At 60.5% G+C, this 12,963-nt stretch carries 12 protein-coding genes; 2 read left to right on the top strand and 10 right to left on the bottom strand.

The window, feature by feature from the left end; all coding sequences use genetic code 11:
- Positions 1–59 precede the first annotated feature (59 nt).
- Entirely contained in the window at positions 60–845 is a 786-nt protein-coding gene (locus tag AC07PR_RS06495) for a ferritin-like domain-containing protein (protein ID WP_495134756.1), read from the bottom strand.
- Between the two features lie 29 nt (positions 846–874).
- Between AC07PR_RS06495 and AC07PR_RS06490 the strand changes: the two genes are divergently transcribed.
- Positions 875–1,420, top strand: coding sequence for a gamma carbonic anhydrase family protein (locus tag AC07PR_RS06490; protein WP_495134755.1), 546 nt, complete (start codon positions 875–877; stop codon positions 1,418–1,420).
- A 20-nt stretch (positions 1,421–1,440) separates the two neighbouring features.
- Complete coding sequence (hslO, locus tag AC07PR_RS06485; protein ID WP_088405485.1) at positions 1,441–2,421, top strand: Hsp33 family molecular chaperone HslO; 981 nt, start codon at positions 1,441–1,443, stop codon at positions 2,419–2,421.
- Positions 2,422–2,642: 221 nt separating this feature from the next.
- Here hslO and AC07PR_RS06480 read toward each other — a convergent pair whose 3' ends face one another.
- From AC07PR_RS06480 to AC07PR_RS06440, 9 genes are all read right to left on the bottom strand, one after another.
- Complete coding sequence (locus AC07PR_RS06480) at positions 2,643–3,821, bottom strand: phosphorylase family protein (RefSeq protein ID WP_495134754.1); 1,179 nt, start codon at positions 3,819–3,821, stop codon at positions 2,643–2,645.
- Positions 3,802–4,266, bottom strand: a complete 465-nt coding sequence (locus AC07PR_RS06475; protein WP_495134753.1) for a hypothetical protein — start codon at positions 4,264–4,266, stop codon at positions 3,802–3,804. Before AC07PR_RS06475 ends, AC07PR_RS06480 begins: the two co-directional genes overlap by 20 nt.
- Positions 4,266–7,142, bottom strand: coding sequence for a hypothetical protein (locus AC07PR_RS06470; RefSeq protein WP_495134752.1), 2,877 nt, complete (start codon positions 7,140–7,142; stop codon positions 4,266–4,268). Before AC07PR_RS06470 ends, AC07PR_RS06475 begins: the two co-directional genes overlap by 1 nt.
- A gap of 346 nt (positions 7,143–7,488) precedes the next feature.
- On the bottom strand, positions 7,489–9,258 hold the full coding sequence (locus AC07PR_RS06465) for a bifunctional metallophosphatase/5'-nucleotidase (protein WP_495134751.1): 1,770 nt from the start codon (positions 9,256–9,258) through the stop codon (positions 7,489–7,491).
- 114 nt (positions 9,259–9,372) lie between these two features.
- Positions 9,373–10,044 carry an AAA family ATPase gene (locus AC07PR_RS06460; RefSeq protein ID WP_495134750.1) on the bottom strand — a complete coding sequence of 224 codons (672 nt, stop codon included), beginning with the start codon at positions 10,042–10,044 and terminating at the stop codon, positions 9,373–9,375.
- 64 nt (positions 10,045–10,108) lie between these two features.
- A complete protein-coding gene (gene pnuC, locus AC07PR_RS06455; protein ID WP_377155922.1) occupies positions 10,109–10,741 on the bottom strand; it encodes a nicotinamide riboside transporter PnuC in 633 nt (210 codons plus the stop codon).
- A gap of 41 nt (positions 10,742–10,782) precedes the next feature.
- Positions 10,783–11,052, bottom strand: coding sequence for a cell division protein FtsB (gene ftsB / locus AC07PR_RS06450; RefSeq protein ID WP_483105816.1), 270 nt, complete (start codon positions 11,050–11,052; stop codon positions 10,783–10,785).
- A gap of 93 nt (positions 11,053–11,145) precedes the next feature.
- On the bottom strand, positions 11,146–12,432 hold the full coding sequence (gene eno, locus AC07PR_RS06445) for a phosphopyruvate hydratase (RefSeq protein WP_088405489.1): 1,287 nt from the start codon (positions 12,430–12,432) through the stop codon (positions 11,146–11,148).
- A gap of 201 nt (positions 12,433–12,633) precedes the next feature.
- The gene (locus AC07PR_RS06440; RefSeq protein WP_495134749.1) at positions 12,634–12,921 is read right to left on the bottom strand and encodes a DUF1330 domain-containing protein; all 288 of its coding nucleotides are present in this window, start codon (positions 12,919–12,921) and stop codon (positions 12,634–12,636) included.
- Positions 12,922–12,963 lie beyond the last annotated feature (42 nt).

The following is a 12,963-nucleotide window of genomic DNA, read 5'->3' as shown; positions in this document are numbered from 1 at the left end:
CTTCGGCTGGCAGGGGAGGCTTGCGGAGCGTCGGCGAGGAGCTCAGAGGAGCTCGGCCATCAACCGCTCAGGTAGGCGATCTCTTCGTCGCTGAAGCCGGCGGCGCTGCGCGCCTCGACGTTGAACGGCGGTCGCAGCCGCGGTGCTTCGAAACGCTCGACGAGCTCGGGATACAGCGTCAGCGGATCCAGTCCGCGCTCGCGGCACAGGTGGCGGTACCAGTGGTTGCCGATGCGGACATGGCCGACCTCGTCGCGCAGGATCACGTCGAGGATCTCCACCGCGCGCGCGTCGCCGGCCTTGGCGAACTTGGCCTGCAGCGGCGGCGTCGCGTCCAGCCCGCGCGCCTCCAGCGTGCGCGGCACCAGCGCCATGCGTGCGAGCACGTCGCCGGCCGTGCGCATCGCCATCGTCCACAGGCCGTCGTGCGCGTCGAAGTCGCCGTAGGCGCGGCCCAGGCTGCGCAGGTGCTCGTCGAGCAGCGTGAAGTGCAACGCCTCCTCGGCGGCGACCTGGAGCCAGTCGACGTAGTAGGCGCGCGGCATGCCGGGGAAGCGCCAGACCGCGTCCAGTGCCAGGTTGATCGCGTTGAACTCGATGTGCGCGATCGCGTGGATCAGCGCTGCTCGACCTTCGGGCGTGAACGGCGAGCGCGACGCCACCTGCAGCGCCGCGACGAGGTGGGGGCGCTCGGGGCGGCCGGGCGGCTCGGTGTCGGGCGTGAGGAGGGCGGCGGCGTCGAGCTCAGCGGCATCGGCCGCGCCGTACAGCTCACGGGCCGCCCGCGCCTTGGCCTGCGGATCGGCGATCAGAAGCACCTGCAGCGCGCGGGTTCGAAGTTCCATTCGTAGAATTATCCCTTTTGGAGAATCGCATGGCCGTCTACCGCCTTGGCGAACACACGCCGGAACTCGGCACCGGCGTCTGGATCGCCGACAGCGCGCAGGTCGTCGGCCGCGTCACGCTGGAGGACGACGTCAGCGTCTGGTTCAATGCCGTCCTGCGCGGCGACAGCGAACACCTCACCATCGGCGCCGGCAGCAACATCCAGGACGGCAGCGTGCTGCACGCCGACGCGGGCATGCCGCTGGTCCTCGGCCGCAACGTCACCGTCGGACACCAGGTCATGCTGCACGGCTGCACCGTCGGCGACAACGCGCTGATCGGCATCGGCGCGGTGGTGCTCAACGGCGCGCGCATCGGCGCCAACTGCCTCGTCGGCGCCGGCGCGCTGGTCACCGAGGGCAAGCAGTTCCCGGACGGCAGCCTCATCGTCGGCTCACCGGCCCGCGTCGTGCGCGAGCTCACGCCGGAGCAGATCCAGGGCCTGGCGATGAGCGCCGCCCACTACGTCCAGAACGGGCGGCGGTATGCCGAGGAACTCGTCCGCATTGACGATCCGCAATCCGTCCCCAGATAACTCGAATTCAAAGGAAGCCCATGGCCACGTCCATCAAACCCGCTCCGAGCGAGCTCCACAAATTCCTCTTCGAAGGGCTGCCCGTGCGCGGCATGCTGGTCCGGCTCGACGACAGCTGGAAGGAACTGCTCGGCCGCCGCAAGGAGCCGCTGGCGCCGGCGGTGCGCGACCTGCTCGGCCAGATGACCGCGGCCGGCGTGCTGATGCAGGCCAACATCAAGTTCAACGGCGCGCTGATCTTCCAGGTGATGGGCGACGGGCCGCTGAAGCTGGCGGTCGTCGAGGTACAGCCGGACGCCAGCTTCCGCTCCACCGCCAAGACGCGCGAGACGGTGGTGGACGATGCGACCTTGCAGCAGATGCTCAACGTGCACGGCCAGGGCCGCGTCGCGATCACGCTCGATCCCAAGGACCGCCTGCCGGGCCAGCAGCCGTACCAGGGCGTCGTGCCGCTGAGCGGCCCGCAGGGCCAGCCGCTGGAGAAGCTCAGCGACGTGCTGCAGCACTACATGCGGCAGTCGGAGCAGCTCGAGACCACGCTGGTGCTCGCCGCCAACGACCAGTTGGCCGCGGGCCTGCTGATCCAGCGCCTGCCGATCGAAGGCGAGGGCAACCTCGAGCCGGGTGCCAGCTCGGGCGTCGCGCGCGAGGAGATGGAGGACGCCTACAACCGCATCAGCATGCTGGCCGCCACCTTGACGGCGGAGGAGCTGTTGACGCTGGACAGCGACACGATCCTGCGCCGTCTGTTCTGGGAGGAGAACGTCCGCCGTTTCGATCCGCAGTACCCGCGCTTTGCCTGCACCTGCTCACGCGAGCGTGTGGGCCGCATGCTGCTGGGTCTGGGCAGACAGGAAGTGGACGAGATCCTGGCGGAGCTGGGCGGCGTCGAGATCGGCTGCGAGTTCTGCGGCAACCACTATGTCTTCGACCCGGTGGATGTCGGTGAGCTCTTCACCGACCCGCAAAACCAGGCTCCGGGATCGAAGAACGTCCAGTGAATCAGCATTGCCGACGAGCGGGTGTCTCAGCGACAAACTACACCCCCAGAGGAGAGTCGGCGGCTTGCTTCAAGTCGCGGCCCCGTCGGCACTCCTTTGCGCAAACGCGATTGGGTGTCGCTATCGCGTCGAGTCTCCACGCGGAGCGTCCAGCATCATGACTTGGCCCGCCTGAGCGGAGTTTTACCGCCATCCCTGCGTCGTCCCTCGGCCTGCTGGCCTTAAGGGAACTCGCAGCTAAGAAGTAGTTTGCTGACTGCTCTGGCTGATAAGAGGCATGCAACTCGGTGAAATGCATCGCCCTTGTTCCGCCCGCCGTCATCCACCACTGTTTTTGCGCTGAAATAGAACGGTTCTGACGGATGAAGTCGTGCAGCTTCATATAGTGCATAGGACTCCATCTCGAAGATCGCGGATTTTCTCTGTTGATTGGCGATTAAGTCGACCATCTTTTCGTTTGCCACGACTGCACTGCCGCTTGAGGCTGGGGCATCGTAGATCCTTGCCTCAAAATCATTCTTTCTCTTCGGAAACTCAGAGCGAGAGAGGCTTATCCCTCGCTTCATTTCCTCAATAAACTCCGGCTTTTTCGTCTCAATTCGGAATCGTTGCAATAGCCTGTGATTTATCGCATTTGAGTAGACCTCCGGTTTGAATGTGTCGGCGGCCCATTTTCCGGAGTCATGTTGATGACACGTTTCCGCGATCACAGTATCGTAAATGTTCGCTTGGTCGGCAATGCCGCCGCAAATGCCGGCCATGCATATGACCGCTGGCCGAAATGCCTCAATCGCAGCAGTCGCTGTGATCGCGCTGCTGACAAGCCCCATCCTGGGGCAAGTAACGATCACGCCGCGCTTTCCACCAATGTCAATCCGCCTGCACACCAATCCGGAAATCAACTCACTTGCTGATGCAGTGAGCTGAAGCTGAATAAATGCGTCGGCTTCCTTTTGCAAGGCGCAAATAATCACAAAATCGAACTTTTCAGCAGCCTTTATCCCCTCAATTTTTCGATTCAAAGCATCTTGCCATTCGAGATTATCGACGGAAAAGGTGATTATGCTGAAGTCGTGAATATTCAAGGATCTGAAATTCTCTTCCGCCTTCTCGTCAAAACTTGTTACAGCAATTGCTGGGGTTCTGAAATTGGGGCATTTATAGTCGCCCCTTGTGTTTTCAATTATAGATTCGGTCGACTCAACTGCGTCTGCGTCGCCTTTGAAGGATGGAATGACGAGGTCCACAACTAGGAGGTCGAATTTCCTCCTGTTGATCAGCGAAATATAGTCTCCTAGGCAAGCCGCGACGGTTATTTCTGCCGCTTGGTGGTGTGTGCTGATGTGGCCCTGTATCGCCTCGAGCTTCTCCACTGAATCTTCAAGAATGAGGATTTGCATATTTCCTTAAGATATCGTTGAGGCGATTGCGCCAAAAGAAGTTGGTTTGTGAGTATTCGAGGCAAGCTTCCACACGCGTTTCGTATGCGTCGAACATCCTGTCCGCAGCTATTGATATCGGACAAAGCTCGCCACAGATCTCAATATCGGGAAACTGCGTGATTACTACGCACGGATCCGTTCTTCCTAGCGATTGAAGTTCGAATATTATCTCGATGCCACCATTCAAAAGAGATACGGGAGCCCCTTCGCCGGCCACTAAGGGGTGACTCGGTAGCGCCATGTCGAGAATTATTAGGTCGAACTGTCTTTGGGTAAGTTGGTTGACTGCGGCAAATACACTTGTCGAAAGTGATATCTCGGCACTTAAATCGATCTGCCTGATTAGTGCTTGTATTTCGTCGGATTTGAAGCTGTCATCTTCCACCAGCAGGATCTTGGCCATCAGATTTCCAATAGGTAACCAAATTCGGCGGAGAATTCTCGGCCGCTGCAGTTTATTCCTATAATTGAGAATCTTGGGTCCGCCTCTCGAAGTTGATATAGCTTGGGAATCCCGCTTCTATTCTCATACAGTTGAGCATTATCGATTTCGTCCCTTGTCGGAATCTTGAGCTTATTTGAGACTTGTTCGTCCGTGTCGTCCTCTCGAATTGTCGAGGTAATTCTTATGGTGATCGAATGCTGACGATCTTCGGAAAGGCGAGCGATACTAAACGATGGTGAAATCTTTGCGCCGCGTTTGCCATGTTCTGCTGCGTTGTATACAACAACAAACATGGCGTCATATAGTACATGGTATGCGCCTCCCATAATTTCTATATCTTGCTCGGTGGAGACGAGCGTGTCAGTAGGAAGTTCGGGGAAGTATTGCTTGACTTCTGCCGCCACCGCTCGGAAGAGTAATGGCAAAGAAGCTTTCGGTGAGACGTTCAGGGGGCGCTTAAACCACGTTTGAAAAGTCATTAGCGTCTCGTCGATTCTCCTCGCGATGTCTCGACAAAATTCGCCTGCTATCAGTCGTTGCTCCTGCGGTGAGGCGACTTTAAGTCCGTTCAAGGAATCGTTGTCCAGCAGGTCCTTTCGCTGGCTCTTTAGATATGCATTGAAGGACTTGAGGTCAAATTCTGCCATTCTCCAGCAATATTCGGTCACGATGTGCGGCAGTGCGGCCGATGATCTATTTTGTTCGAAATCCTGATAGATGGCACGAATGCACGCGGCCGCTATATCTCTTTTCCATGGAGTGCCGATATTTGGATGGAGTAGACCGTCGCGTTTGGATGCCGATGCTACATGTAACCGCTTGTCGATGATCTCATCGACTCTAGCCTCGTATGCCATCTTCCAGTCTTGCCAGATTGGTGCAACATACAGGCCATTTAGGAAGCGGCGGTACCTTTGGTCCTTGGCGGCGGCAACTACATTCGAAAACAGGTGCCCCTTGAAGGTGCCGTGGCGGATTCTCCTGCCGAGATAGGAGGCGATACCAAACACCTTATTAGAGCAAAATGCTTGGTAACAATCTTCGAGAAGCTTCAATAGAACGGAATCCGATTCTTTGGTTGCATCAAAGTTCGCATGGTCTAATGCATTAAGTGCAGAATTGAAATCTCGCAGCACCTCATCATCGAACCATTCGTGGAATCGTGCTACGTCGACATAAATTCGGTGATCGTCAAGCTCATTTCTTATCTTGTTGATTTGATGATCAATCAGAAGTGTGCGAGCGCGATCAAAATACGCACGTTCCCCCGTCTTTTCTCCCATCCAGCGATGAAGCGCGGCCCGGGTTTCAGTTATCTGAGACGTGCTGGAAGTGATTTGGAAGAGTTTTGCAATGAAGTCTTCAGTGAAAATTTCGTAAGCGTAAATGCCAATAGCGCTGCATCGAGAGTAGAGTTCTTCGACTAGACCGACAACCTTATTCTCCGCCTCGATGTTTTTGCGGGATTCGTTTTGGACCATCTTCCGGAGCAGATGATCGTCTTTCTCATTTTTGCTTCGCTTTGCGATCAGCAAGAAGAGTATTAATTTCGAAACGCTAGAAGATGATAATTTTGCAAGATTTTTGGCTTGCGCAATTGGGATGGTTTTCTGTAGATCTCGAGTGAGGCCCATTAGGGCAATTAGGCTCTCTTCGGAGATCTTGATTATTCCGTCCTGCTGCTCAAGTGCCCGATTAAATATTGCGGACCTGGTTGCATGGCCTTGGTACTCAAGCATGCCGAGTGTTGCATGATTGTGTGAAGTTACTCGTTTGCTTTCTGAAAGGTTTTCGATGGGGAGTTCTCCAATCCAGTTGGAGATGCTGCGTTGAATAACGCTCCCATAATCGCTTTCCTCTTTGGGCTGGCTATCGTAGTACGAGTCTAATAGTTTTCGGTAGGCGACTATTTGGTCGATTTCTAGCCATGCGCTGCTGTGTTTATAGAACTGATGCTCGCAGTCGGAATCTGTATTGCAATATCGCTCGGCAATCTCGTCGACTGTCGGGGTAGATTTTTCGATTCTTTCGCAAACTTCCGCCAATATTTTGTGCCGACCGTCCGCATCTATGAATTCTCGATGGATCTTGTATGCGATGACTGCGTCAAGTAGCGAGCATTGCATTGAACTTTGGATAATTTCCGATAGCTCGTGCTCAGACGTTGCGATGGGTTGAAATAGTATTCTGCTTATGTCTCGAGTGAATTTGTTTGAGTTCCCTCTATCAGGGAGTCCAAGTATGGATCGCTTTATACTTAGAAAGTCCTGTTCTTCTTGGTAGCAGTGAATTAGAGAGTTGAGGACAACATTGTTTCTTTGATAGCCTGACTGGATTAGTAGCTCTTCAAGTTCACGCATTGGAGACTCGCCTCGGGAGAGTTCTCGAACAAGAGAGAGCTTCCTTAATAAGATGTGGCTAAACCCGAAATCCTCAATAATTGAATTAATTGTATTTTGAGCTGATTTCAGGCTGTTTTCGACAATGTGGCGATTTAGTTCGGAAATCTTTCCGAGTAGGTTGTGGACAGTCTCTTGGTTCTCGGAAATGTGCCCTTGAAGTACTTGGATTTGGGCCTCTAGGCTAAGTGAATTGAGTCTATAGAAGCCTTCGCTGAACTGAGGGTTTTTTGGAAATGGAAGCGGTATGGCTGCTTCGCGCAGTTGGGAGCTGCTCCAAAGAATTTTGTCTATCTGAATCAGTTCGCGAACGGTTGCTGTTTTGCGAATTGAGTTTAGTAACTCCGTCGCCTCTGTCCCTGAAAGGGAAAGTAGTACGCGAACGCGGTTTCTTGTTTTTATGTTGAGTGATTTGAGAAGTTGATGAACGCTCAATCTCAAGCTCCCAGAATAAGTTCTTCGAGTTTTTGCCTCAGATGAAGGCTTGGCCGAATCATCTTAGGGGGGAGGCGGTGTCGTGCGATTGGGGAAATACCTAAATGGCATTCAATGCGCACGGGTCACTGAAGCGATTCCCCCAGATTGTTCGCACTTGGCGTCAAGTCCTAGGCTGAATGGTCGTGGTGTCGCGCCCCCCGGCCTTTCGACGGGGTAGGTGGCGCAAATCTCAGCTCTGGAGTGGAGTCGGTTGGTCTTGACTCTGAGGTCAGGTGCGCGATCCAGACCGCTTAAAAAAAAAGCCCGCGCGTGCGGGCTTTTGAGTTTTGACTCAATGTCAGCTTTAACGATCGACGCGCACCACCCGATCCAGCGCCGTGGCCTTCACCCGCTGGGTGCCATGGGCCTTGAAGTAGGCCTCCAGCGCGTCCACGTCCATTGGCCCGGTCTGCACGAGCCGCGCGGTCGTGAAGGTATTGAAGCTGTCGCCGCCGACCTGCAGGAAGTTGTTGATGACGACGCGGACCTTCTGATCGGGAGCGATCGCCCAGCCATTGAGCGTCATGCTGCCGGGCACCACACGCGAGCCGAGTGGCCGGCGCTTGTCCCAGCGGTAGCTGAAGCCTTGCGACGTCTGCAACGGCAGGAATTTCTTCGCATCGCTGGCCCACCATTGCTCTTCGAGCACCGCCTGCAACTGCGTGCCGGTCATCTCGACCACCACCAGTGCATTCGAGAACGGCAGCGCCGCGAATAGATCGCCGAAGGTGACCGTGTCGTCCGCGCGATGGATCAGCCCGGTGCGGACGCCGCCGATATTCTGGAACGCGACCTGCGCGCCGCCGTTCTCCGGCGCGCGCGTCGCGGCCAGCATCGCGTCGGCCACGAGCTGGCCCATCGTCGAGCCGCCGCCTTCGTTCCTGTCGTCGCCTTCCTTGCTCAGCGCCTGAGCGAGGAAGCCGACCTGGCGCTCGATCAACGGTTGAGCGACGTGCTGGTAGGTGCTGATCAGCAGCGTCTGGCGCGGGTCCTTCGCCGTCTCCGGGCGCACCACCACGTTGTTGGCGCGCGCCTCGGTCATCGTGCCGGTGGCGCGGTCCAGGGTCAGGTCGATCTCGGTGACCAGGGTGCCGTACTTGTCGCCGCTGGTGACCAGGCGGCCGTCGATGCGGCAGTTGTAGGCGCGGTGCGTGTGGCCGGACACGATCAGGCCGACGCGCTTGTCCAGCTGCTTGACGATGTCGACGATCGGCCCGGAGATCTCCGGGCAGTCGTTGATGCCGCCGCTGGGGTAGCCGCCTTCGTGGATCAGCACGACGAAGGCGTGCACGCCCTGGCGTTCCAGCTCGGGCACCAGGCGGTTGATCGTCTGCGCCTCGTCGTCGAAGCGCAGGCCCTTGATGCCGGTCGGGCTGACCAGCTCCGGCGTGCCCTTCAGCGACAGGCCGATGAAGCCCACCGGCACGCCGTCGAATCGCTTGATCGCGTAGGCCGGCAGCACGGACTGGCCGGTCTTCTCGTCGATGGTGCTGGCGGCGAGGTACTGGTACTTCGCGCCCTTGAACTCGGTCGGGCCCTTGCAGCCGTCCTTCGGGTGGCAGCCGCCGCGCTGCTTGCGCAGCAACTCGTCGATGCCCTGGTCGAACTCGTGGTTGCCGACCGAGGAAATGTCCAGTCCCATCATGCCGAGCGACTCGATCGTCGACTCGTCATGGAACAGCGCCGACAGCAGCGGGCTCGCGCCGACCAGGTCGCCGGCGGCCACGAACACGTGGTTGGGATTCTTCGCCTTGATCTGCGCGACCACCGTGGCCATGCGCTCCGCGCCGCCGGCTTGCAGCGTGATCGTCTTGTCGGGGTTCTGCGGATCGGGCAGCTTGATGCCGCCGGCCGGCGGGAGCAGGTTGCCGTGGAAGTCGTTGATCGCCAGCACCTTGACGGCGACCGAGCCGCTGGTCGGCGTCGCGGTCTTCGCGGCCGCGGCCGATGTCTCCAGCGAGGGCGGCAGCGGCGCCTGCGGCCCGGAGGAGCTCAGCGATCCGCAGGCGGCGAGCAGTGCCGCGCTCAGCAGCATCGACAGAGCGCCCAGCGGGCGGACGGAAGAACGGTTCATCGGGGGAGGCTCCAGGAACGCCGTGATCTCGAAATTCGCGACGTCCGCAAATGTTTGCGACGGCGAAGCGGCGGATTGTGCCTCGGCTGTGTGGCCGGGCCGTGAGCGCCGCGTTCAGGCGCGCGGCAGGCGCTCGGCGGTGCGGCTGGCGTGCTCGCAGGCCGGGTCGTCGCAGAGCTCGCAACGCCAGTCGCCGCCCAGGCTTTCCTCGCGCTGCAGCAGGCGGCCGAACAGGCCGTCCTCGCGGCCCAGATGCGGTCTCAGCAGCGGACCAAGCGCGTTGAGCGCCTGCTGCAGGCGCTCCGGGCCGGTGCCCGAGACCAGGCTGTAGCCGAGGCCGGCCTCGCGCAGCGCGCGGCGTACCAGGCGGTCCGTCGGCTGTTGCGCATGCGGGCCGTCGCGCATGTCATCGGCGACCCAGGGCAGGTCCAGCGCCATCAGCAGCGTGGCGTCCATGCGGGCCTGGACCTGCAGCGCGAATGGGTAGAGGCTGGTGTCGTCGAACAGCTGCTCGCTGTAGACCGCGGTCATCAGCGGCGTCGTGTCGTGCAGGATGAGGTCGTGATCGATGGAGGCGGCTTCGGCGCGGCGCCATTGCTCCTCGGCGATTGCGCGCTGCTCGTCCGGGCGCGGGGTGCGGCCCTCGCGCTCGCACCACTCGCGCAGGTATTCGCCGACCAGCGCGCAGCGCAGCCGCGTCTGGGCGCTCAGGTGCTCCAGCAGCGCCACGCCGAGGCGGCTCTTGCCGGTGCTCTCGGCGCCGACGAGGGCGATGTGCAGCGTCATGGTGGGAATGATGGCAGGGCGCCGCGCAGGGGCGTCAGACGAAGTGCGCTATGAGAGCGGTCGCTCAAGCGGCCATCGCTGCCGGCCGCAGCTGGCGCTGCCAGGCGCGCCAGCCCGCCACCGACATCGGCACGAACACCGCGTACAGCACGACCGTCAGCCAGTAGCCCTTGAGCGCGAACAGCCCGATGCTGACCAGGTTGACCATCACCCAGACGGGCCAGTTCTCCTGGTACTTGCGGCCGAGCAGCCACTGGCCGGTGATGCTGGCCACCGTCGGGAGGGCATCCCAATAGGGGAGGGGGGAGTCGGTGCGGTGTTGCAGGAACATCCCCAGCAGCGGCCAGGCCGCCAGCGTGAACAGCAGCGCGGTGACGCGGCCCTTCGGACCGAGCGTGCGCACATGCAGCGTGTGGCCGTCGGCCGTGCGGCCGCGCATCCACTGCCACCAGCCCCACAGCGCGAGTGCGGCGAACAGCAGCTGCAGCGAGGCCTCGCCGTAGAGCTTGCCGCTCCAGAACAGCAGGAAGTAGAGCAGCGAGCTGGTCAGCGCCAGCGGCCAAGCCAGCACCTGCACGCGCATGTTGCAGACGACCATCCAGATCGCCAGCGCGAACGCGACGAGCTCCAGCCAGCTGATCGGGCTGCCGAGGGCGTGGAAGGCGGGCGAGAGCGCCCAGGCGAGCAAGGCATCCATCTGCGAGCGCATGCAGGAGTGGCGGGAGGCGGAATTGTGATTCAGCGGCGCAGCGGGACGAAGACTTCGTCCGGCTTGACCATGCCCAGTTCCATGCGGGCCTTTTCCTCGACCATCTCGAGGCCCTCGCGCAGGTCGAGCAGTTCCGCCTGCAGCTGGGTGTTGCGCGCGCGGGCCTTCTCGTTGGCCTCGTCCTGCTCGCGCAGTTCGGCGCGCAGCTGGACCCCGCGGGCCAGGCCGCCCTTGCCGAACCAGAGCTGGGCCTGGATGGCGACAAGGAACGCGGTGAGGACGATGGCCAGGGCTTTCACAGGCCGCGAGTTTAGCTGCAACGAAAAAGGGCAGGCCCATGGGCCTGCCCTTCGAACGCGGGGAGCGCCCGCCCAGCGGACGTCCGCGTGGGGTCAGCGCAGGTTGTAGAACGCGGCGCGGCCCGGGTACACCGCCACGTCGCCCAGGTCTTCCTCGATGCGCAGCAGCTGGTTGTACTTGGCCATGCGGTCCGAGCGCGACAGCGAACCCGTCTTGATCTGGCCGGCGTTCAGGCCGACGGCGATGTCGGAGATCGTCGAGTCCTCGGTCTCGCCCGAGCGGTGCGAGATCACGGCGGTGTAGCCGGCGCGCTTGGCCATCTCGATGGCGGCGAAGGTCTCGGTCAGCGTGCCGATCTGGTTGATCTTGATCAGGATCGAGTTGGCGATGCCCTTGTCGATGCCTTCCTTCAGGATCTTGGTGTTGGTGACGAACAGGTCGTCGCCCACCAGCTGCACCTTGTCGCCGAGCTTCTCGGTGATGTGCTTCCAGCCGTCCCAGTCGCCTTCGGCCATGCCGTCCTCGATCGAGATGATCGGGTACTTGTCGACCCAGGTGGCCAGCATGTCGGTCCATTGTTCGGCCGTCAGCTGGATGCCGCCTTCGCCTTCCAGCACGTACTTGCCGTCCTTGTAGAACTCGCTGGCGGCGCAGTCCAGGCCCAGCGCGATCTGCTCGCCGGCGGTGTAGCCGGCCTTGTCGATCGCTTCCAGGATCATCTGGATCGCGGCCTCATGGTTCTCGACGTTCGGGGCGAAGCCGCCTTCGTCGCCGACGGCGGTCGACATGCCCTTGGCGTCGATGATCTTCTTGAGCGCGTGGAAGACCTCCGCGCCCCAGCGCAGCGCCTCGCGGAACGACGGCGCGCCCACGGGGATGATCATCAATTCCTGCAAGTCGATCGAGTTGTTGGCGTGCGCGCCGCCGTTGATGACGTTCATCATCGGCACCGGCAGCTGGTTGCCGCTCATGCCGCCGAAGTAGCGGTACAGCGGCAGGCCCGATTCTTCCGCGGCGGCGCGCGCCACGGCCATCGACACGGCCAGCATCGCGTTGGCGCCCAGGCGGCTCTTGTTCTCGGTGCCGTCCAGGTCGATCAGGGTCTTGTCCAGGAAGGCCTGCTCCGAGGCGTCCAGGCCCAGCACGGCTTCCGAGATCTCGGTGTTGATGTGCTCGACGGCCTTCAGCACGCCCTTGCCGAGGTAGCGCGACTTGTCGCCGTCACGCAGCTCGATGGCTTCGCGCGAACCGGTCGACGCGCCCGACGGCACGGCGGCGCGGCCCATCACGCCGGACTCCAGCAGCACGTCGCATTCCACGGTGGGGTTGCCGCGGCTGTCGAGGATCTCTCGGCCGACGATGTCAACAATGGCGCTCATGGGAACAGTCTCCAGAAGTGAAAAAACTCGGTCGGCGCGCATGGTGCCAGCAACGGGTTACCTTGGCTGAACAACCTGCGTCCGGATATTGGGGGACGAAACGGGGGATGAAATACGGAGGCGAAAAAAAGCCACCGGGCCGCTGGCCGTCCGTCTGGACAGGCTGGCGGCGCGATGGCTCGTGCAGGGCATGGCGGGGGATCAGACGCCGTCGACGACGATCATGCGCATGATGCCGGCGTGCTCGCGCAGCGACTTCGCATGCTGGTAGGTCTCCGAGTCGTAGAAAGCCTTGGCCGCGGCGCGGTCGGGGAACTTCAGCACCACCAGGCGGCTCGGCGTCCAGGGGCCTTCCAGCACCTCGATCTCACCGCCGCGGACCAGCACTTCCGCGCCGTGCTCCTGCATCGCCTTGGTGCTCCATTCACGGTACTTGGCCATCTGGTCGGCGTCGGTCACGGTCACGTCGGCAATGATGAAGGCGGGCATGGGCGGTGTCTCTGTTGTTGGTCTCTGAAGTCGTCCCGGACC

This window comes from Roseateles sp. GW821-FHT09H11 (genome assembly GCF_059415845.1).
This window is presented reverse-complemented; position numbering and strand designations above follow the sequence as displayed.